Source organism: Nisaea acidiphila (assembly GCF_024662015.1).
In the GTDB taxonomy this organism is placed as follows: Bacteria; Pseudomonadota; Alphaproteobacteria; order Thalassobaculales; family Thalassobaculaceae; genus Nisaea; species Nisaea acidiphila.
This window is the reverse complement of record NZ_CP102480.1, coordinates 1,467,583-1,494,138: the sequence shown is the minus strand read 5'-3', so window position 1 is coordinate 1,494,138 and position 26,556 is coordinate 1,467,583. Positions and strand designations below refer to the sequence as shown.

Below are 26,556 nucleotides of genomic sequence, written 5' to 3'. Positions count from 1 at the left end.
CGGGAAGAACGAAGGGGCATGTGAGATCGCTGGTGTCGGATTGTCGAAACAGAGCTGTGCGGAGACGGCCCGTCCGGCGGAGCTTCAACTTGCTGCGCGCCTTCGAGGCGGCGGTGACCGACCGGGATATCGGCTTCATCGAGGTCGGCCAGCGCGCCGCGGTGAAGATCGACGCCTTCAACTACATGCGCTACGGCAGCGTGGCGGCGGACCTTCTGACGGGAGAAAGACGGGTGCTGGAATACGTGCTGCAGCCGGTGCTGCGCTATGCGAGCGAGGGGATGCGGGAGCGATGAAATTCTATGCTTTACTAATTTCCAGTACTTGCCTTGTCTCTGTATTTTTTCTGATTGGGTATTCTTTTTTTACTTTGCTTATATATAATATAAAAAACAAAGGAACTGACGATTATTTGCCATTTTATAATTTGAGAAGCAAAACCCATAAAGCAAACAATATGAAAAATAAAATTGGCCGCCTCATAAACTCGATGATTTTTATTGTTATAGTGTTGATGGTTTCTTATTTGGTTTCGAAAGTGAGTGAATGAGATGGTGCGGAATTTTAGAGTTAAGTAGAATTAAGGGGACACACAGAATTAAGGGGACAGAATTGAGGGGACACACTACGACAGAATTAAGGGGACACACTACGTAATTCCGCGCCTGCCTCAGGCCTCCTCCGTGGCGCCTTTCGGTTTCGGTCCCGGCCTTCGTTTCGCGAGAGCCCGGCCGAGGCGCCGCTCCAGCTCCTTCAGGAAGCCGCCGCTTCCGAGCGGCCGTCCGGTGCGTTCATGGCGCCGGATCGCCTCCGCCGTCTCCGCCTCCATGCCGCCCGCGAGAAAACTCCGCCAGTCGCCCACTGCCTCCGGCAGGTCGCCGCTCAGAATGCGGTCCGCGGCCGTTTCCCCGCCCGGCTCGATCATGCCGAGATGGGCGCGGGCGCTCGACCAGGGCCAGTCTTCCGGCCGGGCGGCGAGTCGGGCGCGGACCGGGTTCAACTCGACATAGCGCGCGGCCGCGAGCAGGTGCGCGCCGTCGAGCGGGAACGAGGAGAAGCGGCCCTGCCAGAGATAGCCGCGCCAGCCCTCCCGGAGATTGACCTGGCGGGTATAGCGCCGGTGCGCCTCTGCGAGGGCGGCGGCAAGCCCGCTTTCCGTCTCCGGCACGAGGATCAGGTGCACATGGTTCGGCATCAGGCAGTAGGAAGAGAGCGCGACGCGCGCGCGCGTCAGGGCCTCGGCCAGTATCTCCAGATACGCCGCATAATCCGCGTCGGAAAAGAAAGTGGTCTGCCGCCGGTTGCCCCTCTGGGTGACGTGATGGGGCAGACCGGGCACGACCACGCGCGCCAAACGTGCCATGAGGGAGGTATGAGAGGGACAGCGGCGGAAATGAGTCATGTGTCCCCTTAATTCTGCCGGAAATGAGTCATGTGTCCCCTTAATTCTGCGCACTACTCAACTAATTTTGGTGTCTTTGTTTTGGAGAACGGGAGCGAATAATGGCCGGTGAGACCGATCTCGACACCCTGATCGCGGCCATGTCGCCGAGACTGGCGGAGGGCGTCTTTGTCTTCGCGACCGTTTCCGGGCAAAGCGTCCCGGCGGGCGTCAGTCCCCGCATGACATTTCGCGAGGAGGAGGGGCTGACGCTCGTTCTGTTGAAGGACGAGGCGGAGGCGGCGGGGCTCGAATACGCGTTTCCGTGCCGGATGATCACGCTCGAAGTGCATTCCGCGCTAGAGGCGGTCGGCTTTCTGGCGCGTGTTACTTCCGCGCTCGCCGAGCTCGGAATGGGGGTCAATCCGGTGTCGGGGTTCTTCCACGATCACCTGTTCGTGCCGGACGGGCGGGAAATGGATGCGCTGGATAGATTGCGAACATTGTCGGCTGTTCCGTCCGGACTGGGGGAGGGCTGAGGCGCATCCGGGATGGTCGATTTCGCGGATTTCCGCGGAGTATTGAAAGTAAAATTAATTTCGATTAAAATTTGTAAATTCGCGTTTGCGTTGCCTAGAAAGGGTGGACGGAATGGTTGACCGTATCACCGGATATACGTCCGGCGTGGTCGCGCCCACGACTCTGCGGAGAAGCCGCCCGGTCGCCGGAGAGGCGCTGAACCAGCGCGTCACCCCGCGCCGCAACGACAAGCATCCGCGCGATAACGATTCCGAACACGATCAGGGACATCACGGGGACGACAGCGTCGACGTCCGGTTGTCGCAGGACTCGCTAGATCTCGCCGGGCACGCCTCGGCTGCGCCGTCTCCCTATGCGGCGAAAGCCTATGGAGGGGCCGCGCGTCACGCCGCGCCGCGCGAGAATGACGACGTCCTGATCTCGCACTCCACCGCGGTCCTGCTGACGGAGGACTTGAGCAGCCTGATCCGGCGCGCGGTGACGAATGTCGGGCTGGTCGTGCACGGTCTGATGAAGGTGCCGGACAATGCGGCGCACGACGTGGAGCGGCGCTTTCATATCGCCGCCCTCGCGGCGGTGCGTCCGGCGCGGGAACTCTATCTCCGGAAGAACGGGGAGCAGGGCCAGTTGCCGACGGGGCTGGCCTTCGAGAACATCTCGGCGCGTTATGACGAGTTGCGCGGCGCCGCGGATATCACGATCGGCGGCGCGGCGTTTCTCGACCGGATCGATTTCAGCGCGACCGGGGTCATGTTCGACGTCCGCGGCGAGGCGGCGGTGCACGAGCCCAAACCCGGGATCTTCATCGACACGGGCGAACATGGCGCGGTGATCGCGAACCGGATCATCGAGACGGTGCGCCGGGATCTGCCGCATTTCGGCGGCAGCGAGGATACCGAAGGCGCCATGGTGCTGATCCGCGCCGACAACAGCGACTTTTCCGATTACCGTTCCCCGGCCGAGTGGCTGGGGTTCGATCTTATCCTTCCCTTCCGGCAGGCCTGACCGCACTTGCCTATGAAAGGCGCCTTGCCGCCCTATGGGCGATCTGATAGGGCTGCTGCTCACCGCGCGGCGGGTAGATGCCGCAGCTGATTTTCGAGAGCAGGCACGGGCGGAGCGGCCCGGCGAAAGGCGCTGAAATGATCCAGAATTGCATCCCGCGGAAGACGGGCTTCCTGAAGACCGCGCTGATCCCGGCGGCGTTCGCCGCAATGGCCGCTGTCGCCGTTCCGGCGCAGGCCCAGCAGACAGGTGCCGAGGCCAAGACGGTTCCGGCCGAACAGGCCGCCATCGACCCGGCGACGACCGTGGTTGCCACGGTCAATGGGGAGCCGATCTACCTTGCCGAGATCCTGGCCCAGATCCAGCAGCTGCCGCAGCAGTACCAGCAGGCGCCGATGGAGCAGATCTATCCGCCGATGCTCGACCGCGCGATCGATGCGCGGCTGATCGCCAATGCGGCGCGCGAGGCGGGTCTGCAGGATCGCGATGACGTGAAGGCCCGGGTCGCCCAGGCCGAGACCGAGATCATCTCCGAGGTCTTCCTGACCGAGAAGGTTTCGGCCCAGGTCGGCGAAGAGAAACTCCGGGCGCGCTACGAAGCGCAGATCGCCGACAGCGCGAGCCAGGGCGAGGAGGTCAAGGCGCGTCATATTCTGGTCACGTCCGAGGAAGAAGCGCGGGCGATCATCGAGGAGCTGAAGAAAGGCGCCGATTTCGCCGAGCTGGCGAAGGAGAAATCCACGGGGCCATCCGGTAGCAACGGCGGCGATCTCGGCTATTTCACCAAGGAAGCGATGGTCGCGCCGTTCTCCGAGGCGGCCTTCGCGCTGGAGCCGGGCAGTTTTACCGTCGATCCGGTTCAGACCCAGTTCGGCTGGCACGTGATCCTGGTCGAGGACCGCCGCGCCGTCGAGCCGCCGAGCTTCGCGCAGATGCAGCCGCAGCTGGCGCAGGAGCTGACCCGCGAGATCCTCGCCGAGACGGTCGAGGGGCTCCGCAACGGTGTCGAGATCATGCGCTTCGGGCCTGACGGCTCGGCGCTCCAGTAACGGCTGCTTCAAGGGGACGTCAGCCATGTCCGATCAGGTTTCCCCGCTCGCGCCGGACTCCTTTCCGGAAATGCCCGTGGTCGCCGGTGTCCGGACCGCTTCGGTGGCGGCCGGGATCAAGTACAAGAACAGGAACGACGTTCTTCTGGTCGAACTCGCCGAAGGGACGACCGTCGCGGGAGTGCTGACCCGTTCCACCACGCCGGGTGCGCCCGTCGCCTGGTGCCGCGAGATCCTGCCGAAAGGAAGCGGACGCGGACTGGTGGTGAATTCGGGCAATGCGAATGTCTTCACCGGCGCCGCCGGTGCGGCCGCCGTGCGCGAGACGGCTTCCGCCGCGGCGGCTTTGCTGTCCTGTTCTCCCGACGAGATCTATGTCGCCTCGACCGGGGTGATCGGCGAGATCCTGGCGCACGAGAAAATCACCGCGAAACTTCCGGACGCGGTCGGCGCTCTGTCCGCTTCCGACTGGGACGGCGCGGCGAATGCGATCCGTACCACCGACACTTTCGCCAAGGGGGCGAGCGCGACGGCCGAAATCGGCGGCAAGACGGTGACGATCGCGGGCATCGCCAAGGGCTCCGGCATGGTCCAGCCGAACATGGCGACCATGCTGAGCTTCGTCTTCACCGATGCCGCCATCCCGGCCGGTCTTCTGCAGGCGCTGCTGCCGCCCCTGGCCGATCGGACGTTCAATTCGATCACCGTCGACAGCGACACTTCGACCAGCGATACGCTGCTGCTCTTCGCGACCGGCAAGGCCGGCAATGCGCCGCCGTCCGGCATCGAGGATGCTGCCCTCGATGGCTTCAAGCAGGCGCTCGAGAGCGTGTTGCGGGAGCTGGCGATCCTGGTCGTCCGCGACGGGGAAGGGGCGACGAAATTCATCGAGGTCCGCGTCTCCGGAGCCGAGAGCGACGCGTCCGCACGCAAGATCGCGCTGGCCATTGCCAATTCGCCGCTGGTGAAGACAGCGATCGCCGGCGAGGACGCGAACTGGGGCCGCGTGGTGATGGCGGTGGGCAAGTCGGAACAGCCGATCGACGTCTCGAAGATCCGGATTGGCTTCGGCGGCATTGATATCGCTGTCGGCGGCATGCGCGATCCGAATTACGACGAGGCGCCGGTCGCCGCTCATCTGAAAGGGCAGGAGATCGGTATCGACGTCGATGTCGGGATCGGCAGCGGGCGTTCGACGGTTTGGACCTGCGACCTGACGCACGGCTATATCAGCATCAACGCGGATTACCGAAGCTAGGAATCCCAGAGATGGAAGCGGTGACGACGGAGCGGCTTGCCTTCAAGCAGCCGGAGCTCGCGGACGGGGACGCGCTCTTCGAGCGCATGAACGATTTCGATATCGTGAAGTTCCTGACCTCCGTGCCCTGGCCTTACCGGCGCGCGGACGCGGATGCCTATATCGAGCGGGCGCGGAGCGGGCGGGCCGAAGGCAACGGGCACTACTACCTTGTGCTGGATAAAGCGACGCGGGCCATCCTCGGGACCGTAGACCTGCGGTTCGACCCGGAGGAGACGGCGCATTTCGGCTATTGGTACGCCAAGGCCGCCTGGGGACGCGGCTATGCCAGCGAGGCGCTCACGGCGCTGCTCGATTTCGGTTTCGGTTCGCTCGGGCTTCGGAACATCTGGGGCGCGGCGATGCCCCAGAACCCCGCCTCGATCCGGGTGATGGAGAAATGCGGGCTGACCGATGTGGGACGCATCGAGGTCGAGCGACCCAATTTCGGGGATGCCGTCGAGATGGTGAAGCTGAATATGCGGCGCGCGGACTGGCTCGCCCGCTCCGGCGGGGCGCCGGCATGAGCCGCGGTGCAGTGAAGCCGGTCGTCTTCGTCGTGGCCGCGGCCCTGATCGACGCGGACGGGCGCGTCCTGCTTGCGCAGCGTCCCGAGGGCAAGTCGATGGCGGGCCTCTGGGAGTTCCCGGGCGGCAAGGTCGATGCGGGTGAGAGCCCCGAGGCGGCACTGATCCGGGAGTTGCACGAGGAACTCTCCATCGACACCAAGGAAAGCTGCCTCGCGCCCTTTACCTTCGCCTCGCACGCCTATGACGATTTCCACCTGCTGATGCCGCTCTATCTCTGCCGCCGCTGGTGGGGGGACGTGCGGCCGCGCGAGGGGCAGGCGGTCAAGTGGGTGAGGCCGATGCGGCTCGCCGACTATCCGATGCCCCCCGCCGATGTCCCGCTCGTGGCGATGCTGCGGGACTTCCTCTAGAGGTCTCCGTCAGCCCCGGCCGACGAACGGCATCTTGGTCGCCATCACGGTCATGAACTGGACATTCGCCTCGAGCGGCAGGCCAGCCATGTAGAGCACCGAGCTGGCGACATGGGCGACGTCCATGCGCGGCTCCACCATCATCGAGCCGTTCGCCTGCGGCACGCCCTCGCCCTCGACCATGCGTTCGGTCATCGGGGTGACCGCATTGCCGATATCGATCTGGCTGCAGACGATGTCGAAGGGACGTCCGTCGAGCGAGATCGACTTGGTGAGGCCGGTGATCGCATGCTTGGTCGAGGTGTAGGGCGCCGAATTCGGACGCGGCGCGTGGGCCGAGATCGAGCCGTTATTGATGATCCGCCCGCCCTGCGGCTTCTGTTCCTTCATCATTCGCATGGCGCGCTGGGCGCAGAGGAAGGAGCCGGTCAGGTTGACGTCGACCACGGCCTGCCACTGCTCGGTCGTCAGCTCGTCCATCGGGATCGCGGGCGTGCCCATGCCGGCATTGTTGAACAGTACATCGAGCCGCCCGAAACTCTTCTTCACCGAGTCGAACAGGGCGTCGACCTCGGCCGCCTTGCCGACGTCGGTCGGCACAGCAAGCATGGCGCCGCCGCCGGTCTTGGCCATTCCTGCGGTATCTTCCAGCGCATCGAGGCGCCGTCCCGCCAGCGCGACATTGTATCCGGCGCCCTGCAGCGCCAGCGCCACGGCCCGTCCGACGCCCGATCCGGCGCCGGTTACAATAGCGGTCTTGCCGTTTCCCGACATGTGCTCCCTCCCCTGGGTATCCGTTTCCGCGGGGGGAGTTTGTCGCGGTGCTGCCTCGTTGGCACGCGGAAAATCGAGAAGAGAGCCGTCTCAGCCCGGATCGGGTTTGCGCTCGTCGCTCGGTATTTCGGGCAGGAAGGGGCTGATCTGGAGTTGCGGGTCCTGGCGCACCTTGCCCGGCGCGGCGATATCGGCCTCCCGATAGAGCCGGTCCCGCGTCGCGTCGATCTTGGCCATCAAAAAGCGGGCGTCCGCGTCCGTCATCTCCAGCCGGCGGTTCTGCAGCTCGGTCCAGATATTATGGACCTCTTCGATGGAGTCCTTGTTCGCCGGCATTCTTTCGAGTTGGTCTTTGGTCTTCTCGATCCAGTCGATCGATTTCTGCCGTGTCTCCTGCGCTTCCAGAATGAGGTCGGCGAGCCGGTCGATGATGTAGTTCGTTTGATCCGTCGGTTGCTCGCGGCAATAGGGGATCAGCCGCTTCAGATAGTCGAAATCCTGCCGGGTGAGCTGAAACAGCTTCTTGTCGAAATAGGTGAATTCGAGATTCTCGACCGCCATGTGACCTTCGATCCGGGCGAGGATGTTCACCGGCGCGTTGCCGCCGGGAATCTTGGCGCAATCGGCGTCGTTGATGCCTTCCGGCGCCGTGTTCTCCTCTTCCGTGCTCCGGTTCTGCGCCGCGGCCGGTGCCGTCAGGAGCTGGGATCCAGCGAGGACGGCAACCAGTGCGAACGGCGCAAGCCCGTTACGAAACGCGCGACCGGTCATCGGAACATCACCCTTTCTGATGCGCATAATTGATTTCTGCCCTTAGTCCCTATCACACTCAGCATGTCGCAGCTTCTTGCGGCCATGCAATCCTCGTGCCCGGAGTATTCCAATGAGCGTTCCCGCTTCCGTCGCCGCGTCCCAGCGGGTCTATGAGACATGGCGTGCCGAGAAGCCGTCGGCAACCGGCAAGCGCGGCGCGGTAGCCTCGCAGAATGTCGAGGCGGCGGCGGTCGGTCAGGCCATGCTTGAGGCCGGCGGCAACGCGATGGACGCGGCGGTCGCGACCGCTTTCGCGCTCACCGTGGCGGAACCCTGGATGAGCGGTCTCGGCGGCGGCGGCTTCATCACGCTCTATTCCGCGAGGGAGAAGGCGGTCCGCGTCGTCGATTTCGCGATGAAATCCCCGAAGGGGCTCGACCCGGCGAGCTATCCACTGGCGGAGGGCACCGGCGCCGACCTGTTCGGCTGGCCGGCGGTGGTCGGGGACCGGAACGTTAACGGTCCGCATTCCATCGCCGTTCCGGGGACGGTGGCGGGCTATGCCCTCGCGCTGGAGAAATTCGGCAGCAAGAGTCTCCCGGAGATCGTCGCCCCCGCAGCGGCGATGGCGCGGCGCGGGCATCGGGTGACCTGGTGGACGACACTGATGTGCGGGGCCGACATGCCCACGCTCCGGCAATATCCGAGCAGCGCGGAGATCTGGCTGCCGAACGGCTGCCCGCCGGCGATGACTGCCGACCCGTCGCCGAAATACATTCCCTTGGGCAAGCTCGCCGATACGCTGGAGGAGCTGGCGCGGGACGGCGCGGAGAGTTTCTATCGCGGCCGGATCGCCGAACGGATCGCGGCGGACGCCGCCCGCTTCGGCTCGACGCTCTCGATGGCCGATCTCGAAGCCTATGAGGCGGAAATCCAGGACCCGATCTCAATGACGCGGGGCGGCGCCACCTACCACGTTCCCTCGGGGCTCACCGCCGGTCCGAGCTTCGCGGACGCCCTGACGGACCTGCCCGCTTTCTCCGGCGCCGCGCCGGATGCTGAGACCTACGCCGCCTACGCGAAAACCCTGAAGGCCGCCTACGAGTACCGGTTGGAAAATCTCGGCCATGCCGGCGATCACGGCGACCGGAGCTGCACCAGCCATATCGCGGCGGCCGATGCCGAAGGCAATATCGTGATGATCACGACGACCCTGCTCTCCCGCTTCGGCAGCCGTCTGCTGTTCCCGGAGACCGGGATCATGATGAACAACGGCATCAACTGGTTCGATCCGCGCCCGGGCCGGCCGAACTCGCTCGTCCCGGACACCAAGCCGCTCTGCAACATGGTTCCCGCGGTGGTGACGCGGAACGGCGAGCCCTGGTTCGGTTTCGGGGCCTCGGGCGGTCGCAAGATCATGCCGGCGGTGTTCCAGCTCTGCTCCTTCGTGAACGATTTCGGCATGGACCTCGCCGCTGCGCTCGACGCGCCGCGGGTCGATCTCGGCGCCATCGACACGATCTATGCCGACGCAAGGCTCGACGAAGCGACGATGGAGGCGCTCAAGAAGGTCGCGCCGACCGAGAGCTGGCCGCCGACCACCTATCCGATCATGTATGCCTGCCCGCTGGGCGCGATGGTCGGCCCCGGCGGACCGTCCGCGGCGGCCCATCCGATGACGCCGCTCGCCGGAGCGCTTGCGGTCTGAGCCCTGCATGACCAAGTTCCCTGTCTGGGGCGCATCCGCGCCTCGTGAGGAGGCGGGAACATGGTGGATCGAAGGGCGCTCGCGCGTCTCAGGCTCGCGGAGCGGCAGGGGCTGAAACTGGCCATACTGTGCCGGACGGCAGCCGTCGCCGCCGGGATCGTCTGGTTCATTTCCGCCTGGAACGCCGTCGGGGCCACCCCGAGCACGCTCGGGCTGACGGCGCTCACTCTCTATGCGCTGATCGGCATTGCGAGCTATTCCGTGATCGGAACCCGCTTCGAGCGCTGGTGGGTCAAATACGCGCTCTATGCCATCGACATTCTCGGGGTTTGCGCATTTCTCGTCGTTATCCCGGTCAACAGCTCCGCGCCCGGCCTGCCGCAGGTGATCGCGTTCCGTTCCTTCGGGATTTATTTCCTCTTCCCTTTGCTGGCCATGGCGTGCCTGACCCTTTCCTGGCGTTTGGTCGCCTGGTCCGGACTGGTCTCCGTTGCCGGATGGTGGAGCTCGTTCGGGATCGCGATCGCCGGCATGGAACAGCGAATTTCCTGGAGCGACCTGCCGCACGAAGCCACCGAGGCGCAGTTTCTCTCCGTCTTCCTCTCCCCGGATTTCGTCGGCTATGGCAGCCGCATCCAGGAGACCGGGCTGCTTCTGATCGCGGCGATGATCCTGGCCCTCGCGGTCCATCGCGCGCGCCGGGTCTTCCTCGCGCAGGTCGCGGCCGAGATCGCGCGCGAGCAGATGGTGCGGACCTTCGGCCGTTTCGTTCCCGAGACCATCGCGGAACGGCTCGCCTCCGACCGGGGGGCCCTGACGCCGCAAGTCCGACACGGCGTTGCCCTGGTTCTCGATATCGAGGAGTTCACCAAATATGCCGACGGACGCGATCCGGCCGAGGTGATCTCGACCCTCGGCACATTCCTCGCCGATGCCGCCGACGCGATCTCGGCGCATGAGGGCGTCGTCATCAGCTTTACCGGCGATGGTCTGCTGGCCGCTTTCAACACGCCGCTGGAGATCCGGGATCCGGAGCGGGCGGCGCTCGACGCGGCCTCGGATCTGCTGGCGGCAGCGGAGGAGAACGGCTTCCGGGTGCGCATCGGGCTCGCCGCGGGTCCGATCGCGACTGGCCGTGTCGGTTCGGACCGCCGTCAGGCCTTCACGATTTATGGCGATACGGTGAACCGCGCCGCCCGCTTCGAGGTGCTGGCCAAGGAAGTCGGCGCGACGGTGCTCGCCGATGCCGGCGTGGCGGAGAAATCGAAGCCGGAGGACCGGCTGAAGCCGCTCGGCGAATACCGGGTCCGGGGCTTCGAGGCGCCGCTTCCGGTCTGGTCGAAGGAGCTTGTGGCCCTGCCGGGGAAGCCGGATTAGGAGGCAAGTCCCGCGAGCATAGGCTTGAAGTCGGCGCTTGGGATCGAGAGCAGGTCCGAGGCCCGGAGCTCGGGCCGCTCTCGGAGATAAGCGCCTACCATCTCGTACCCGAGCGTGTAGCCAAGCCAGCGCGGGAGCTTGCCCGTGCCGAACATCCATTCGTTCACGTCGATCTCGGACTGCCTGTAGACTGTCGACGCGTCGAATTGGTCTAGGGCGCTATCCACATATCCGGCCAATTCAGCTCGCGTCAGAGCCTGCTCCCAAGGCTCCGGTTTGTTGGAATAGAGTTCTTCGACGAACCGGCCCGCGAGGCCTTCGCTGACCAAGAGCTGTCCGAAGGTGGAGGAAAAACCAGCAGCCCGAAAGCGCATCACGTGATTGATCTCATGGGCGATCGAGCGTGCGAGAGGTTCGCCGAGATTGTCTTTGAACACTGGATGGTCCAATGCCAGCCAGAAAGTGACGAGACTGTCATTGGCGCGACCGAGATGTCCGCGCTCGGGGATGACCGAACTCGTCCAGACGGACTCGACCAGAAAGTCGACCGCGGGAGGCTCAGTAATTTCCGAAATACGCCGATGGGCATCCGTCAGGGCGGTCTCGAAAGCGCCTTTCACGGCCTCAAGCTCGCCGCGGGCGTTCACGTAATGGATATGCCACGCATTTCCGATGATCTTGCAAGCCATGCGATGTCCCCCAACGTCCGCGTGCGATGTGCCAAGGCTATGCGGGTGTCTCAGAATACGGTGCCCCAAAAGCCTCCGTGGTGTAACGGAAGACCCGGATATCATCCGACCAGTAATCCATCGGCAGCCCGGCCTTGCGCTTCAGGTTGCGGATGAAATCCTCCGCCTTCGGGATGCCTTCCCAGACGCTCGGCAGGAAGATGCCACGCTTGTTGCCGTCCTGCAGGATGAGACCGTCCACGTCCGGGCGGGCCTTCGCGACGAGGTCCTTCTCGCCGCTGAACGCGAGACCGCGCGGGGTGGAGAGTATGGAGACGTCGATATCGGCGCTTTCAAGCTCTTCCAGCGTCAGCGGCGGGAAGCGCGGGTCGCCGAAGCCCGCCTTGTAGGCATTGCCGATCACGTCGAGCAGCAGCGGCTGGTGCGCGATCACGCTGCCGATGCAGCCTCTGAGCTTTCCGGAGATCTTCACCGTAACGAAGCTCGCCCGCATGGCGGTCAGGCTCGGCGAGAGGTTGGCGCCGAGCTGAGCGTCCGCCGGGCGCCCGTTCTCGGCGCCGAAACGGAGCGAGAAGCGCGCCGCCTCGATCAGCTGTTCGCGGTCGGCCTCCGAAAGCCGGGCGCTGCCGGCATATTCCATCGCAGCCGCACCGTAGCCGACGACCCGGTCCTTGCCGCCCTGCGTGTCGCCGGAATTGCGCGTGTCGAGCCCGGTGATGCGCAGATCGTGCCGCCGGGCGAGGGAGAGCGCGCCGGCGATGGCGCGATGCCCGCAGGCGCCCTTGCCGTCGATCTCCTCCAGCTTCAGCAGCTCGATCCGACGCATGGTCTCGCGGTCGAGCTTTCGGGCGCTGTCGTAATCGAGGAAATGCGAAAGATCGGAGGAGACCGAGATCAGCGTCTCGGGGCCGCCCCAGACGGCATCGAGCGCCTGCGCGACCTGCGCCGCTCCGGCATCGCCGACCAGAATCGGCACGATCTCGAAATTGCCGAGCACCTGCTGCAGGAAGGGGACATGGACCTCAAGGCTGTGCTCGTTCTCGAACACCCGGTCCGCGACATGGAAGCCGGGCTGGGCGAGCAGGGTCTGTACCGCGTCCCAGGCGACGGGCACGGTGCCGAGCGGGGTCGCCCAGGCATCGGCGCTGGTGGTCGCCAGCCCCTTGAAGCCGACCCGATGCGCCGGGCCGATGATGACGACCCGTTTTATGATGCCGCGCCGTGCGGTGAGCGGCTTGAAGGCGGTGCCGGCGATGGGGCCGGAAAAGACATAGCCCGCATGGGGCGCGATCACGACCTTCGCCTCGGGCACCGGCGTCGCGGCGGCCTTGCCGAGGCAATCGGCGACGATGTTCTCCAGGGCGTCCGCAGCGCCCGGATAGAAGCCGCCCGCCACCTGCGGCGCGCGCACGGCGCCGCTGCTTTCGATCATCTGTTCCATTTATTGAATATAGGCACGGGCCGGCGCGAACGGGAGGGTTATTGCGCCAGCAGATATTGCAGGAGCAGCAAGCTCGCCGGCATGGAGAGGAAGGAGATCGCGGTCTGGACCGTAACGATCCCCGCCATCGCCGGGGCGTCGCCGCCCATCGCGCGGGCAAGCGTGTAGGCGGAGGCCGCGGTCGGCGAGAGGCCGAACAGCATGGCGGCGAGGAACAGGCTCTCGTCCAGCCCGATCGCCATCCCGGCGGTGAGGATGCCGGCCGGGAAGACGACCATCTTGCCGATCACGGCGATGCTCATGGTGCGCAGATCCGCCGCCATCGCCTTGACGCGAATATTGGCGCCGACGCAGAGCAGCACGATGGGCAGCGCCGCCGCGCCGAGGATCGTGGTCATCTGCGTTACCACCGGGATCTCCTCGAGGCCGAGCCCGTTGCAGACGAAGCCGAGCCCGACCGCGATCAGCAGCGGGTTGCGGGCGAGATCCTTAAGGACGGCGGCGAGCAGGCTGCCGCCCTCGCGCCGGGCGAGCGCCACCGCCATGATGCTGACGATGGCGATGTTGGTGACCGGGATCAACAGCGCCGTCACCAGCGTCGCCTTGCCGAGGATCTCGCCGCCGAACACCTGCTCCGCCACGGCGAGCGCGATGAAGGTATTGTGCCGTGCGCAGCCCTGCAGGATCGAGGTCCAGAGCGGCTTGTCTCCGCGAAAGAAGGGCTGCAGCAGGAGCGAGAACAGGATCGCCGCCGCGAAACCGGCATAGACCGCGACGGCCAGCTCCCCCAGTTCACCGCCGGAGAAATCGAGCGTCGCGATCTTGTTGAAGAGCAGGCAGGGAAAGAGCACCCAGTAGACCAGCTTGTCGTTCAGGTTCCAAAACTCGAAGCTCGGAATGCCGCCGCGCCGGAGCAGGTGGCCGAGTACGATCAGCAGGAAGATCGGCGCGATTGGCAGGATCAGGGTGGCGAACAAGGCGGCCTCGGGATTTCTCAGAACGGGCGGGATCGGAGTATAGTCGGCCAAAGAGGCGGGCGCGAACCCGCCGGGAGAGAGAGCTGGTGAACGAGACTGTGACGGACGTGGCGCCGAGCCTCGGCGAGACCGCGCCGCCCGCATTGAAAGGCAAAGGCCCGGTTGTCGAGACCGAATACTGGAGCCTGCTCGATGACGGGCGGGTGCAGTGCGAGCTCTGCCCGCGCTACTGCAAGCTGAAGGAGGGCGCGCGCGGGCTCTGTTTCGTGCGGGCGCGGCAGAACGACCGGATTGTGCTGACGACCTACGGCCGCTCCTCCGGTTTCTGCGTCGATCCGATCGAGAAGAAGCCGCTGAACCATTTTCTGCCGGGCACGCCGGTGCTCTCCTTCGGCACGGCTGGCTGCAATCTCGCCTGCAATTTCTGCCAGAACCACGACATCTCGAAGAGCCGCGAGATGGACGCGATGCAGGCGGAAGCCCAGCCGGAGACCATCGCCCGCGCCGCCGCCAAGCTCGGCTGCCGCTCCGTCGCCTTCACCTATAACGATCCGATCATCTTCCATGAGTACGCCGACGACGTCGCCGTCGCCTGCCGCGAGGCGGGGGTGAAGAACGTGGCGGTGACGGCGGGCTACCTCACCGAAAAGGCGCGTCCCGCCTTTTTCCGCCACATGGACGCGGCCAATGTCGACCTGAAGGCCTTCACCGAAGACTTCTACAAACAGGTGACCAAGAGCGAGCTCGGCCCGGTGCTCGACACGCTGGTCTATCTCCGCGAGGAGACCGATATCTGGTTCGAGATCACCAACCTGATCATCCCCGGCGAGAATGACAGCGAGCGGGAGCTCGACGAGATGACCGGCTGGGTGGTCGAGACGCTCGGCCCCGACGTGCCGATGCATTTCTCCGCCTTCCATCCCGACTACCGGATGCTGGACAAGGAGCGCACGCCTTTCGACACCCTGGCCCGTGCCCGCCGCATCGCGCTCCGCAACGGGGTGCGCTACGCCTATACGGGCAACGTGCACGATCTCGGCCGCCAGAGCACCTATTGCAGCGGCTGCGGCGAACGGGTGATCGGCCGCGACTGGTACGTGCTCTCGGACTGGAATCTGGATGCGAAGGGCTGCTGCACCAATTGCGGCACGAAGCTCGCGGGTGTGTTCGAGGAAAAGCCGGGGACCTGGGGGCAGAAGCGGCTGCCGGTGGATATTGGGGCGTTCGCCTAGCCGATCAGCCCGCGTGCGGTTTCCGTCAGTTTCGTCAGGCTGGTCTCCAGCGTCTCGCCCGCCGTGTCGACGTTCGCTTCGGCGCGGTCATAGAGTGGGGCGCGGGCTTCCAGGATGGCGCGGAGGTCGGTCATGGCCTCGCGGTTCTGTTCCATCGGCCGCATGTCGCCCTGTTCGACGACCCGCTGCATGTGCTCTTCCGGGCTCGCCTGCAGCCAGATCGTGTGCGCCCGGCGGAGCAGCATGGTGTAGGTCTCGGGATTGGCGACGATGCCGCCGCCGGTGGAAATCACCGCTTCCTCGTAATCGGTCAGGATCTGGTTCAGGCAGCGGTTCTCGTAGCGCCGGAAGGCGGGCTGGCCGGAAAGCGAGAGCAGTTCGCCGATGCTGGCGCCGTAATCCTGCTCGATCACCCGGTTAAGCTCGATGAAAGGCACGCCGAGCTTCTCCGCGAGAGCGCGGCCGAGCGTGGTCTTGCCGGCGCCGCGCAGGCCGATCAGGGCGATGCGGTTGCCGCGTGTGCTGCTGCCGGCGAAGCGCTGTTCCAGCAGCCGGGCGGCTTCCGCGAGCTCGCCCCCGTCGAGCGGGGAGAGCAGGGAGAGGATTTCCGCAAGCGCCGGATCGGTGCCGCCATGCGGGTCGGCCAGCTCCATCACGGACATGTCCATCGCGTCGGCGATCTGATGCAGGACCGCGACGGACGGGTTCCCGCGTCCGCTTTCGAGTTGGGCGAGATAACGTTCGGAAACGCCGCTGTCGCGCGCCAGTATCTTGCGCGACATGCCGCGCCGCGCACGCGCGGCACGGACGCGGTCGCCGAGGCGGGCGAGGTAATCCTCGATTCCGAGAGTGCTGCGGCGGGGCGGTGCCTCGTTCTGTGTTCTCTGCCTCATGGGGGCGCCACGGACTTTCGCGTCTGTTCTGCCGGACATCAACGAACCGGTCCCACCTGAATTATCATTCTTTGCGCCTCACCATAACATGAATTATAGTGCGTGTCTGATTTAGGTCACTTATTCGTATCGCGGATCGGCCAAAGAGGAGCTGCAAAAGCATGACGGTGAAAATTCTCGTTGCCACGCAAGGCGGTACGGCGGATCTCTGCGCCCAGGAAATGGTCGATGTCCTGGAGGAGCGGGGCTTCGAGGCGGAAGCGATGCTGATGGGCGATTTCGGTCCGGAAGTGTTCGACGAGGGCGGACAGTTCATCATTTGCACCGCGACCTACGGTTATGGCGAGATCCCCGACAACGGTACGGAGTTCTACGAGGCCCTGGTGTCCGACAAGCCCGACCTGTCGCGGGTCAGCTTCGCCGTCTTCGGCCTCGGCGACACGACTTACGAGGATACCTTCAATTTCGCCGGGCAGAAGTTCGACGCCATTCTCTCGGAATGCGGCGCAGAACGGATGGTCGAGCGGCATATCCACGATGCGAATTCCGGCGCTCTTGCCGAGGACGAGGCGATCGAGTGGATCGGTGGCTGGATCGCCGCGACGGAGTCGCGGGCGGCGGCCTGATCCCTTCGGGTCTCGCGCAGATCTTTCATAAAAAGTCGGAGCGCCGATCGAACGGCGCCCTTTCTAACATGGCCGTATCTGGCCAATTCGGGAGGAATATATGGCGCAGGACGCCGGGGCGGCGCGTTTTTACAACGCGGCAGAGGACCTTATCGGCCGCAATCTGAAGGCCGGACGCGGGGACAAGATCGCGGTCATCGATGGCGGTGGCAGCTACACCTACAGCGACATTGCGGAAAGGGTCGAACGGTTCGCCAATGCGATCCGGGCGGCGGGCGTGCTGCCTGAGCAGCGCGTCGTCCTTGCCCTGCATGACAGCGTCGACTTTCCGACCGCGTTTCTCGGAGCGATTCGGGCCGGGGCGATCCCCGTGCCGGTGAATACGCGGCTCGCGGCACGGGATTATGCCTATATCCTTGCGGATTCCCGGGCCGAAGCGCTGTTCGTCTCGGCTAATCTGAAAGATTTGGTCCTCGGCGAGGCGGAGGTGCCGCGCCATGTGATCGTGTCGGGCGGCGAGGGTGAGGGCTCTTTCGCGGCCTTTCTCGAGACCCCCGGCGACGATACCGCGCCGGCGGAGACCACGCCGGACGATATGTGCTTCTGGCTCTATACCTCCGGCACGACGGGAATGCCGAAAGGCGCCGTGCATCTGCATTCGCACCTGATGCTGACCGCCGAGCTCTATGCTGTTCAGACGCTGGGTATCTCCGAAGCGGATACGGTTTACTCGGCGGCGAAGCTGTTCTTCGCCTATGGGCTCGGCAACGGGCTGACCTTTCCCTTTGCGGTCGGCGCGACGGCGATCCTGCTGGAAGGGCCGCCGGATCCCGCCTCGGTGTCCCGGATCATCCGGGAGAACAAACCGACGGTCTTCTTTGGCGTGCCGACGCTCTACGGCATGCTGCTCGCCTCCAAGGATTTGCCGGAACAGGGCGATCACGCGCTGCGGCTCTGCGTTTCCGCGGGCGAGGCGTTGCCGGAGGAATTGCTGAACCGTTGGCGCAAGCGCGTCGGGACCGAGATCCTGGACGGCATCGGCACCACCGAGATGCTGCATATCTTCCTCTCCAACCGGCAGGGCGAGGTCGTGCCCGGTGCCACAGGCAAGGCGGTGCCCGGCTACGAGCTGCGGCTGGTCGACGACGAGGGAAACGTCTGCAAGCCCGGAGAAATGGGCGTGCTGGAGGTGTCCGGCCCGACTGCGGCCGTGATGTACTGGAACCAGCGGGCGAAGAGTCTGGATACTTTCCGCGGCCCCTGGACGCGGACCGGCGACAAGTACGTGGCGGACGAAAATGGCGTCTATACCTATTGCGGGCGCAACGACGACATGATGAAGGTTGGGGGGATCTATGTTTCGCCCTTCGAGGTCGAGGGCGCACTTCTGAAGCACGAGGCCGTGCTTGAGGCCGCAGTGGTCGGCCATCCGGATCATGACGGGCTAATCAAGCCGAAGGCGTTCGTCGTGTTGAGCGAGGGGGTCGAAGCCAGCGATGCACTGACGGAAAACCTGACCGCGTTCGTGAAGAACGATCTGGCGACCTACAAATACCCGCGCTGGATCATCTACGCCGACACATTGCCGAAGACGGCAACGGGCAAGATCCAGCGCTTCAAGCTCCGGGAAACCGCCTGAAGGGGCGGTTCCCCGAACCGGTCTCTTGGATCAGTGCTTCGGGGCCACTTTGACGGTGGGCTCGAAGCTGACCTTTTTTTGCATTGCCGCATGAAGGTCGAACAGCGTCGCGATGCCGCGTCCGAGCGTCCGGAGGGCTTCGTGAACCGCTTTGGACCGCTCCGCGCGGCCAGCGGCGATGTAACGGTCGACTTCACCGAAATCGATGGATTGGCGTTGAATCATAGGGCTCTTCGCAGTCATTACAGTGCTCCTGTCTCTAGGCGCGCCCGATAATCTTGCTGCTTGGCTTCTGCGTTTCCCACGGTCCGAATATACGAGATCCCGATCCATATCGCCATATTGCATCGCAGCAAAGATGGCATGCGATTTCGGAATGGTTCAGGTTTAAAGCATCTCGTCCCGGAATGAAGTGTCTGGACTGTCCGTATTGTCCGTATTCAGCAGCTGCAATCGGGGCAGCGGTTGCTCAGCGCCATTCGCTGCATGTTCTCGCGCCAGACGAAGTGTTGGCGCACGAGGGCGACAAACCCCGAGAAAACCGCCCAGAGGGCAGCGGATCGCTCGCGCTTTCCGGCGGCGATACCGGCGACGATTTCGGAACTGCTCGGGGTGCGTATCGTTGTCTGGGCCATTTCTTTTCTCCATGAACCAGGGAATGCGAAGAAGATAATGGTTCCAGTGGAGATGTTAATTATGGAAATAGGCAGCAAATTAATGCCCTCAAGGAAACAAAAATAAGAGTGATAAAATTTTTCGTGCCGAATTTGCCGTGAATGCCAAAGATTGAACCGTTTTTCCCGGATACTGAAGAACTATTCTTCCGGCGTCACGGTCAGGCGGCAATACGTGCGACCCGGCTCTTCGGCAGACGGATCACGGCTGTGGTGCCCCGCCCCTTCATGCTTTCCAGACCGAGCGCACCGCCATGGGCCTCGATAAAGGACTTGCTGATCGAAAGTCCGAGCCCGGAACCTTGAGAGGCACGCACGAACGGGTCTTCGCCTCTGACGAACGGTGCCATGACCTCGTCGAGCAGCTCCGGAGCGATTCCGATGCCCCGGTCCTTCACACGGATCTCGAGATCTCCGTCGCTTTGCAGTTGGGTTGATACGGTAATTTCGCTGCCTGGCGGCGAGAACTTGAGGGCGTTACCGAGCAGGTTCAGCAGGACCTGGGAAAGGCGTTGCATATCCCCTGTAACGACGAATGGCAACGGATCGGGCCAGGAGACAATGGGGCTGTCCGGCCCATCCGCGACGTCGAGAAGGCTCTTGACGTTGGAAAACAGTTTGTCCAGCGGAACCGATTCTTCCCGCAGCTCGACATCTCCGGGCTTGACCGTCATTTCCAGCAGATCCTGGACGATGGTCTGCAGCTGTCCGCCAGCCATCTTGAGCGCGCTCAAATATTCCGAGATCTTTCCGCCGGTCGGCTCTTTCGCAAACTTGGCGAAGAGCAGCTCCGTGTAGCCGACGATGGCATTCAGCGGGGTGCGGAGCTCGTGAGACACGTTCGCCAGCAGATGGTCTTTCTCGAGATTGGTGCGCTCGGCGATATGTTGGGCGGCAAGCCGCGAGCGCGATTCCTCCGCAAGCGCCTCGTTGCGCTGGACGAGTTCGGCCGCCTGGGCGCGTGTCCGGCGCCACAATGTCCAGATCCCGGCAGCGGCGAGCGCGAGGACGATGAAGGCGGCGAGGCTGATTTGCAGCATGAGCCGGAAGTCGAGCGGTTCCTTGATCCGGAGGCCGATCCATTTGTTGACGATCGCTGTCCGCTCCGCCGACGAAAGATGGTTGATCGCGCGGCGCAGGATGTTCGTGAAGATCGGCCAGTCCTTGCGCACCGCAATGGAGAGATTCACCGAGAAGGGCGTCTTGCCGGTGACCATGAGGGCGTTCATGCCGTCCTCTCGGATGGCATGGCTGGTCGTGAGGATGCTTCCGACATACGCGTCGACATGACCGGAAAGCAGAAGTTCCGCGCCTGCCGCGACTGTCGAAACCGGGACAAAAGATATCTCCGGATGCTGTTCCAGTAGATATTCCGTCGCCGCGTAGCCCCGGACCACGGCAACCGTCCGGTTTTCGAGATCGCCGAGATCGGCGGCGAAGAAGCCCCCGCGCCGGCCGAAGATCATCACAGGAAGCCGGAGATAGGGCGCGGTGAAATCGGCGTAGCGCCGGCGGCTATCGGTCGCGGCGGCCGCCGACGCGATGTCGAGTTCGCGATTTTCCAGCTTGCGCAAGGCTTCGTCCCAGTCCGACTTTGTGTCGTAGACGAAATTGACGTCGAGCAGTTCGGACAGTTTTCGCAGATAGTCAGGCGCAAGGCCCTGGTAGGTGCCGTCCTCGCCAATAAATTCTATCGGCGCATATTCCCGGTCTCCCGCGACGCGGATGGTCGGGTGCCTTAGAAGCCACTCACGCTCGGCTGGAGTCAGGGTGAAAGGAACCTGCTCCCGCTCCGGTGCGACCCATGCGCCGGAGATAGATCTCCTTTCCCTGACGGTGATGCTGTCGAGCGCCTTCTGGAAAATGTCGCGGAGCTTTTCGTTTTGCCTGGGGAAACCGAAGGCATTGACCGACGAGGTCTCCGAGATCGTTCCATGTTCTTTCAGATTTCCGATGAGCAGCGCATGGATCGCGTAATTCGCGACTGCGCGGTTGCCGACATAGGCATCCGCTTCGCCTTTCGAGACTGCTGTCAGGGCCTCGTTCGTGCTGCCGTAGCGAAGAATCTCGGCTTTCGGGAACCGGCGTTCAATTAATTTGCCGAGGAAGAAGCCTTCTTCGATCGCGACCCGCTTGTCCCAAAGGGCATCCAGCGACGGCAGCCGCTGCATGTCGACCGGCGCAAAAATGACATGCGGGATCCGGATATAAGGTTCGGTGAAACGGAAGATCCGCTCACGTTCCGCCGTCGGCGAGATTCCGGCCACCCCGTCGAGTTCACCGGCTTCGGCGGCGGCGTAGATCTCCGGCCATGGACCAGGGACGATTTCGATAACGCCGCCAAGCCGCCGGTCGACGGCGCGGATGAACCCCGCGCCGATGCCCTCCGGGGTTCCGTTCGCATCGGTATAGTCCATCGGGGCCCAATTGACATTCGTGCCGATGCGGATCGGGCCGTGGTCGCGAAGCCATTGTTCTTCGCCCTGGGTCAGTTCGAAGGGGGTGCTGCTGGTCTCCTCGACCACGGTCTGAAGGAGCGGCACCCATCTGCGATACGCTTCGGTCTGCTCGATATCCCCGAAGGACTCGATCGCTTTCTGCAGAATGCTCCGCAACAGGGGCCGGTCCGGCCGTACGCCGAATCCCTGTATGCTGCTCTCCAGCTCGTATTCCGATGCGATACGAAGATTGGCGAGGCCGTGATGGCGCGCCAGGTAGGCGTTGACCCCAACGACGCCAACATATGCATCCGCCCGGCCGACGGAGACGTCTTGCAGAGCTTCGAGCGGAGAATCGACATAGCGGGTGATTATGTCCGGATGATCGTAAAGAACCCTGTCCGTCGAAGAATAGCCGCGAACCAGGGCAACCGTTTTCCCGGAGAGCGTATCAGGACCGAGGATGCCGTAGTCGCCGGTGCGCGCCATGATCACCAACGGCGTCGGCAGGAAGGCGGTTGTGAAGCTCAGGAACTTCCCGCGCTCCTCCGTTTCGACAATGGTCGCGACCACGTCGATTTTGCGGGCTCGCGCCTTGTCCAGGATGTCCTGCCAGTCACGCACGGGCGCGGCAGAGAATTTCAGGCCCGTCAGTTCGGCAATCCGCGTGAACAGTTCAGGCGCCAAACCGGTTATGGCTCCTTTCGTGCCGATGAAGCTGTAAGGCGCGTAGAACGGATCGTAAGCGACGGAAACTTCGGGATTGCTGGCTATCCAGGCCCGTTCTTCGGCGGTGAGGCCGATATCGATTGCTGCCCCCGTGCCTTGGGCATTGCCATCGACGGGGGAAAGCAAACACAGGGCCGCCGCGATGACTGCCAAAGCTGTCAGAGATCTAGCAAGGGAGATCATCAGGGCCTTCTGCCTCTCTCCGATGAAAACATGCCGCTAAGAAGGGTCAAAGTGCACGTATGCAGCGAATCCGGTGGATGGGATTGAAATATATCCGATTTCTGCCTTTCCGAGAAGCCGAGCGCAGTGACCGGTACAGGTATTGATGCATATCAGATTTCCGGATGCGCCTTTTGCATCGACAAAAAGTCGTCGAGGCCCTATGAACCGCCGCACTGTTTGGCCGGTATGGCTTCCCGTACCGGCAGGACTCATCGGCTGGTACGGCTTCCTGTGCCGGCGGGAACAGAAAAGGAGCTCATCCATGAGCACTTCCGAAGCTGCGGTTTTCGGCCGCGCCGGTCTGATCGCGGGCATGACCGCGATGGGCATCGTCGTCCTGGTCTCCAATATCGCGGTGAATTATCCGATCAATGACTGGCTGACCTGGGGCGCGCTGACCTATCCGATCGCCTTTCTCGTCACCGATTTGGTGAACCGGATCTTTGGCCCGGGCCCGGCCCGCAAGGTCGTCTATGCGGGCTTTGCGCTCGGCGTGGCCCTGTCGCTCTGGTTCGCCGACCAGCGCATCGCGCTCGCCTCCGGCACCGCCTTCCTGGCTGCGCAGCTGCTCGATATCTGGGTGTTCGACAAGATGCGCCGCCAGAGCTGGTGGAAGGCGCCGCTGGTCTCCTCGCTGCTGTCGTCGGCGCTGGACACCGCACTCTTTTTCTCTCTGGCCTTCTATGCGACCGGGCTGCCATGGGTGACCTGGGCGATCGGCGACTACGGCGCCAAGCTTGCGATGGCCGCGGTTCTGCTGGTTCCGTTCCGGGCCTTCATCGCCGTCCTGCCGCAACGTTTCCAGCGAGCGGAACCGGCGGCGGACGCCGCCGGGTAACAACGCCCCATGCATGTCGACCTGTTCGATTACGACCTGCCGCAGCGCTTCATCGCGACCCGGCCCGCGGAACCGCGGGATAGTGCGCGGCTGCTCGACCTATCGGGGGACGGGATCGTCGATCGTTCGGTCGGCGATTTCCCGGACCTGCTCCGGGCGGGCGATATCCTTGTCTATAACGACACCCGCGTGATCCCGGCGCGGCTGGTCGGCCGGCGGGGCGAGGCACGGATCGAGGCGACGCTGCACAAGGCAGAGGACAACGGAACCTGGGCTGCCTTCGTGCGTCCGGCGAAACGCTGCCGGGTCGGTGACAAAGTACTTTTTGAGGGCGAACTTGAAGCCGAAGTGATCGAAAAGCGCGACGGCGGCGAGACCGTATTCCGCTTTCCGGAGAGCGGTGCCGCTCTGATCGAGACCCTGAAGCGCGTCGGCTCCATGCCGCTGCCGCCCTACATCAAGCGGGACGAGGCCGAGAGCGTCGACGACGATGCCTCCTACCAGACCATGTTCGCCGCACGGGACGGCGCGGTGGCGGCGCCCACGGCCGGGCTGCATTTCACCGACCGGCTCATCGAGCGGATCGACGCCGCCGGGGTCGAGCGCTGTGCGCTCACCCTGCATGTCGGCGCCGGGACCTTCATGCCGGTGAAGGCCGAGGATACCGACGACCACAAGATGCATTTCGAGTGGGGCGAGATTTCCGCCGATGCGGCGGAGCGGATCAACCGGGCGAGGGCCTCGGGCGGCCGCGTGATCGCCGTCGGCACCACCAGTCTGCGCCTGCTCGAGAGCGCGGCCCGAGAGGACGGTACGCTTCCGGACTTTTCCGGCGAGACCGGCCTCTTCATCACGCCGGGTTACCGCTTCAGGATCGTCGACTTGTTGCTGACGAACTTCCATCTGCCGAAATCGACCCTGTTGATGCTGGTCTCGGCGCTCGCCGGACGCGAGCGGATCCTGGACGCCTACGAACACGCCAAGGCGGAAGGCTACCGCTTCTTCTCCTATGGCGATGCCTGTCTCCTGAAACGCTCGGTGGGTGCGACATGACCGTCGGATACGAACTGATCAGCAAGGACGGCGCCGCCCGGCGCGGCCGCCTGACCACGGCACACGGCACCATTGAGACGCCCGCCTTCATGCCGGTCGGCACTGCCGCGACTGTGAAATGCATGCTGCCGGATTCGGTGAAGGCGACCGGTGCGGAAATCCTGCTCGGCAACACGTATCACCTGATGCTGCGTCCCGGTGCGGAGCGGGTGGAAAAGCTCGGTGGATTGCACAGGTTCATGAACTGGTCCGGACCGATCCTCACGGACTCGGGCGGCTTCCAGGTGATGTCTCTTTCCAAGCTCCGGAAGATCTCGGAGCAGGGCGTCACCTTCCAGAGTCATGTCGATGGGAAATCGCACGAGCTGACGCCGGAAAGTTCGATGAAGATCCAGCATCAGCTCGATTCCAACATCACCATGTGTTTTGACGAATGCACGCCTTTCCCGGTGGAAAAGAAAGACGCGGCGGAGTCCATGCGGCTCTCGATGCGTTGGGCGCAGCGCTCGCGTGATGCCTTCGTCGACCGGGACGGCTACGGCCTCTTCGGGATCGTGCAGGGAAGCGTGTTCGAGGATCTCCGTCACGAGTCCATCGAGGCGCTGACGAAGATCGGCTTCGACGGCTATGCCGTTGGCGGTCTCGCGGTGGGCGAGGGGCAGGAGGCGATGTTCTCCACCCTCGATTTCACCACGCCGAGTATGCCGGAGGACAAGCCTCGCTACCTGATGGGCGTCGGCAAGCCGGACGATCTGGTCGGCGCGGTCGAGCGCGGCATCGACATGTTCGATTGCGTGCTGCCGACCCGCTGCGGGCGAACCGGGCAGGCCTTCACAAGGCGCGGCACGGTCAATATCCGCAATGCGCGCCATGCGGAGGATCCGCGCCCGCTCGATCCCGGCTGTGCCTGCCCCTGTTGCAGGGATTATTCACGTGCCTACCTGCATCATCTGTTCAAGACCGGGGAAGTTTTGGGCCTGATGCTGCTGACGTGGCACAATCTCGCCTACTTTCAGGAAGTGATGGCCGGGCTCCGTTCCGCCATCGAGGGCGGACGGCTGAAGGAACATGCGGCGGCTTTCCGGACCGAACAGGCATTGGGCGATATCGAACCTCTCTGACGGAGCGCGGATGGAGCCGGAACGGCGGATCAAGCCAGAGCAGCGCATCAAGGACGAAGCGGCCGCCATCGGGTTCTCCGCTGCCGGCATTACCCGCGCCGAGGTCGGCACTCGCGAACAGGACCGACTCCGCGAATTCGTCTCGGGTGGCGAACATGGCGACATGGCCTGGATGGAAACCCATCTGGAGCGCCGCATCGCGCCGAAGGCGATTTGGGACGGCGCGCGCTCGGTCGTCGTGCTGACGCAGAATTACGGTCCGGATCACGATCCGATGGAGAATCTCGATGCCCGGGACCGGGCGAATATCTCCGTCTATGCCCGCAACAAAGATTATCACGACCTGATCAAGAAGCGCCTGAAACGGCTCGCGCGCTGGATGGTCGAGCAATATGGCTGCCAGGTGAAGGTCTTCGTCGATACCGCGCCCGTGCTGGAGAAGCCGCTGGCGGCGCGAGCCGGGCTCGGCTGGCAGGGCAAGCACACCAACATGGTCTCCCGCGAGCACGGTTCCTGGGTCTTTCTCGGCGAGGTCTTCACAGACATGCAATTGACGCCGGACGTGGCCGAAAGCGATCATTGCGGCAATTGTACCCGCTGCCTCGATATCTGCCCGACAGACGCCTTTCCCCGTCCGTACGCGCTCGATGCCAGGCGCTGCATCTCATACCTGACGATCGAGCATAAAGGGCACATCCCTGCAGATTTCCGGGAGGCGATGGGCAACCGGATCTATGGCTGCGACGATTGCCTTGCGGTCTGCCCGTGGAACAAGTTCGCTGAACAGGCTTCGGAGGCGGCTTTCGCCGCGCGAGACGATTTGGAACTGCCGCCGCTCGACGAATTTCTGGAGCTGGACGATGCCGGTTTCCGGGCGCGTTTCAGCGGCTCGCCGGTCAAACGGATCGGGCGCGACCGGTTCTTGCGCAACGTGCTGATTGCTTGCGGGAACAGCGGCGACACAAACATGATCTCCGGCATCCGCCCGCTCCTGAGTGACCCGTCACCGCTGGTGCGGGCGATGGCCGCCTGGGCCTCGAAGAAGCTGCTTCCGGCGGACGGTTTCTCAGGCTTGAGGGGTGAGTTTTGGGGCGCCGAAGAAGATCCGACGGTGCGCCGGGAATGGGGCGAAGAACAGAGCGTGCCCCGCTAGCGCG

The 26,556-nt window shown here is 63.9% G+C and carries 26 protein-coding genes; 16 read left to right on the top strand and 10 right to left on the bottom strand.

Going from position 1 to position 26,556, the window contains the following annotated elements:
• Positions 1-89: 89 nt before the first annotated feature.
• On the top strand, positions 90-296 hold the full coding sequence (locus NUH88_RS06880; protein ID WP_257770883.1) for a beta-barrel domain-containing protein: 207 nt from the start codon (positions 90-92) through the stop codon (positions 294-296).
• Between the two features lie 374 nt (positions 297-670).
• Here the strand turns inward: NUH88_RS06880 and NUH88_RS06875 are convergent, their stop codons facing one another.
• On the bottom strand, positions 671-1,363 hold the full coding sequence (locus NUH88_RS06875) for a transposase (RefSeq protein ID WP_257770881.1): 693 nt from the start codon (positions 1,361-1,363) through the stop codon (positions 671-673).
• 140 nt (positions 1,364-1,503) lie between these two features.
• Here NUH88_RS06875 and NUH88_RS06870 point away from each other — a divergent pair, with 140 nt between their 5' ends.
• The 6 genes from NUH88_RS06870 to NUH88_RS06845 all read left to right on the top strand — a co-directional run bounded on the left by NUH88_RS06870 (position 1,504) and on the right by NUH88_RS06845 (position 6,212).
• Entirely contained in the window at positions 1,504-1,920 is a 417-nt protein-coding gene (locus NUH88_RS06870) for an ACT domain-containing protein (protein WP_257770879.1), read from the top strand.
• A 112-nt stretch (positions 1,921-2,032) separates the two neighbouring features.
• Positions 2,033-2,926: a hypothetical protein gene (locus tag NUH88_RS06865; protein ID WP_257770877.1), complete on the top strand. Its 894-nt coding sequence runs from the start codon at positions 2,033-2,035 to the stop codon at positions 2,924-2,926.
• Between the two features lie 77 nt (positions 2,927-3,003).
• Complete coding sequence (locus tag NUH88_RS06860; protein WP_257770875.1) at positions 3,004-3,975, top strand: peptidylprolyl isomerase; 972 nt, start codon at positions 3,004-3,006, stop codon at positions 3,973-3,975.
• A gap of 25 nt (positions 3,976-4,000) precedes the next feature.
• Positions 4,001-5,233, top strand: a complete 1,233-nt coding sequence (argJ, locus tag NUH88_RS06855; RefSeq protein WP_257770873.1) for a bifunctional glutamate N-acetyltransferase/amino-acid acetyltransferase ArgJ — start codon at positions 4,001-4,003, stop codon at positions 5,231-5,233.
• A gap of 11 nt (positions 5,234-5,244) precedes the next feature.
• Positions 5,245-5,799: a GNAT family N-acetyltransferase gene (locus tag NUH88_RS06850; RefSeq protein WP_257770871.1), complete on the top strand. Its 555-nt coding sequence runs from the start codon at positions 5,245-5,247 to the stop codon at positions 5,797-5,799.
• On the top strand, positions 5,796-6,212 hold the full coding sequence (locus NUH88_RS06845; RefSeq protein ID WP_257770869.1) for a (deoxy)nucleoside triphosphate pyrophosphohydrolase: 417 nt from the start codon (positions 5,796-5,798) through the stop codon (positions 6,210-6,212). Before NUH88_RS06850 ends, NUH88_RS06845 begins: the two co-directional genes overlap by 4 nt.
• Positions 6,213-6,221: 9 nt before the next feature.
• On the opposite strand, the gene NUH88_RS06840 is transcribed toward NUH88_RS06845, so the two are convergent.
• Both NUH88_RS06840 and NUH88_RS06835 read right to left on the bottom strand, forming a co-directional pair.
• A complete protein-coding gene (locus tag NUH88_RS06840) occupies positions 6,222-6,986 on the bottom strand; it encodes an SDR family oxidoreductase (protein ID WP_257770867.1) in 765 nt (254 codons plus the stop codon).
• A 90-nt stretch (positions 6,987-7,076) separates the two neighbouring features.
• A complete protein-coding gene (locus NUH88_RS06835) occupies positions 7,077-7,757 on the bottom strand; it encodes a hypothetical protein (protein WP_257770865.1) in 681 nt (226 codons plus the stop codon).
• 112 nt (positions 7,758-7,869) lie between these two features.
• Here NUH88_RS06835 and NUH88_RS06830 point away from each other — a divergent pair, with 112 nt between their 5' ends.
• Positions 7,870-9,447 (top strand): gamma-glutamyltransferase family protein, encoded by a 1,578-nt coding sequence (locus tag NUH88_RS06830; RefSeq protein WP_257770864.1) that lies wholly within the window; start codon positions 7,870-7,872, stop codon positions 9,445-9,447.
• A gap of 60 nt (positions 9,448-9,507) precedes the next feature.
• On the top strand, positions 9,508-10,824 hold the full coding sequence (locus NUH88_RS06825; protein WP_257770863.1) for an adenylate/guanylate cyclase domain-containing protein: 1,317 nt from the start codon (positions 9,508-9,510) through the stop codon (positions 10,822-10,824).
• Here the strand turns inward: NUH88_RS06825 and NUH88_RS06820 are convergent.
• From NUH88_RS06820 to NUH88_RS06810, 3 genes are read right to left on the bottom strand one after another with little or no spacing between them, the layout of a single operon-like run.
• Positions 10,821-11,513: a DUF2268 domain-containing putative Zn-dependent protease gene (locus NUH88_RS06820; RefSeq protein ID WP_257770862.1), complete on the bottom strand. Its 693-nt coding sequence runs from the start codon at positions 11,511-11,513 to the stop codon at positions 10,821-10,823. The two genes, NUH88_RS06825 and NUH88_RS06820, sit on opposite strands and share 4 nt — an antisense overlap.
• Positions 11,514-11,550: 37 nt before the next feature.
• The gene (amrB, locus tag NUH88_RS06815) at positions 11,551-12,945 is read right to left on the bottom strand and encodes an AmmeMemoRadiSam system protein B (RefSeq protein ID WP_257770860.1); all 1,395 of its coding nucleotides are present in this window, start codon (positions 12,943-12,945) and stop codon (positions 11,551-11,553) included.
• Between the two features lie 47 nt (positions 12,946-12,992).
• Positions 12,993-13,931, bottom strand: a complete 939-nt coding sequence (locus NUH88_RS06810) for an AEC family transporter (RefSeq protein WP_257770858.1) — start codon at positions 13,929-13,931, stop codon at positions 12,993-12,995.
• Between the two features lie 86 nt (positions 13,932-14,017).
• Between NUH88_RS06810 and amrS the strand changes: the two genes are divergently transcribed.
• Positions 14,018-15,163, top strand: coding sequence for an AmmeMemoRadiSam system radical SAM enzyme (amrS, locus tag NUH88_RS06805; RefSeq protein WP_308220090.1), 1,146 nt, complete (start codon positions 14,018-14,020; stop codon positions 15,161-15,163).
• Here the strand turns inward: amrS and NUH88_RS06800 are convergent.
• On the bottom strand, positions 15,160-16,056 hold the full coding sequence (locus tag NUH88_RS06800; protein ID WP_257770856.1) for a helix-turn-helix transcriptional regulator: 897 nt from the start codon (positions 16,054-16,056) through the stop codon (positions 15,160-15,162). The two genes, amrS and NUH88_RS06800, sit on opposite strands and share 4 nt — an antisense overlap.
• 161 nt (positions 16,057-16,217) lie before the next feature.
• Here NUH88_RS06800 and NUH88_RS06795 point away from each other — a divergent pair, with 161 nt between their 5' ends.
• Together NUH88_RS06795 and NUH88_RS06790 are read left to right on the top strand one after the other, a co-directional pair.
• Complete coding sequence (locus NUH88_RS06795) at positions 16,218-16,682, top strand: flavodoxin domain-containing protein (protein ID WP_257770854.1); 465 nt, start codon at positions 16,218-16,220, stop codon at positions 16,680-16,682.
• Positions 16,683-16,782: 100 nt separating this feature from the next.
• On the top strand, positions 16,783-18,321 hold the full coding sequence (locus NUH88_RS06790) for a benzoate-CoA ligase family protein (RefSeq protein ID WP_257770852.1): 1,539 nt from the start codon (positions 16,783-16,785) through the stop codon (positions 18,319-18,321).
• Between the two features lie 30 nt (positions 18,322-18,351).
• Here NUH88_RS06790 and NUH88_RS06785 read toward each other — a convergent pair whose 3' ends face one another.
• The 3 genes from NUH88_RS06785 to NUH88_RS06775 form a co-directional block, all read right to left on the bottom strand.
• The gene (locus tag NUH88_RS06785; RefSeq protein ID WP_257770850.1) at positions 18,352-18,564 is read right to left on the bottom strand and encodes an RSP_7527 family protein; all 213 of its coding nucleotides are present in this window, start codon (positions 18,562-18,564) and stop codon (positions 18,352-18,354) included.
• Between the two features lie 197 nt (positions 18,565-18,761).
• A complete protein-coding gene (locus NUH88_RS06780; RefSeq protein WP_257770848.1) occupies positions 18,762-18,956 on the bottom strand; it encodes a hypothetical protein in 195 nt (64 codons plus the stop codon).
• Between the two features lie 200 nt (positions 18,957-19,156).
• Entirely contained in the window at positions 19,157-22,345 is a 3,189-nt protein-coding gene (locus NUH88_RS06775) for a transporter substrate-binding domain-containing protein (protein WP_257770846.1), read from the bottom strand.
• A gap of 304 nt (positions 22,346-22,649) precedes the next feature.
• Between NUH88_RS06775 and NUH88_RS06770 the strand changes: the two genes are divergently transcribed.
• Genes NUH88_RS06770 through queG form a run of 4 tightly spaced genes read left to right on the top strand, consistent with a single transcriptional unit; the run spans position 22,650 to position 26,552 of the window.
• Entirely contained in the window at positions 22,650-23,225 is a 576-nt protein-coding gene (locus tag NUH88_RS06770) for a queuosine precursor transporter (protein WP_257770844.1), read from the top strand.
• 9 nt (positions 23,226-23,234) lie between these two features.
• A complete protein-coding gene (gene queA / locus NUH88_RS06765; protein WP_257770842.1) occupies positions 23,235-24,278 on the top strand; it encodes a tRNA preQ1(34) S-adenosylmethionine ribosyltransferase-isomerase QueA in 1,044 nt (347 codons plus the stop codon).
• Entirely contained in the window at positions 24,275-25,399 is a 1,125-nt protein-coding gene (gene tgt, locus NUH88_RS06760) for a tRNA guanosine(34) transglycosylase Tgt (protein WP_257770841.1), read from the top strand. Before queA ends, tgt begins: the two co-directional genes overlap by 4 nt.
• A gap of 10 nt (positions 25,400-25,409) precedes the next feature.
• Positions 25,410-26,552, top strand: coding sequence for a tRNA epoxyqueuosine(34) reductase QueG (gene queG, locus NUH88_RS06755; RefSeq protein WP_257770839.1), 1,143 nt, complete (start codon positions 25,410-25,412; stop codon positions 26,550-26,552).
• Positions 26,553-26,556: the final 4 nt, after the last annotated feature.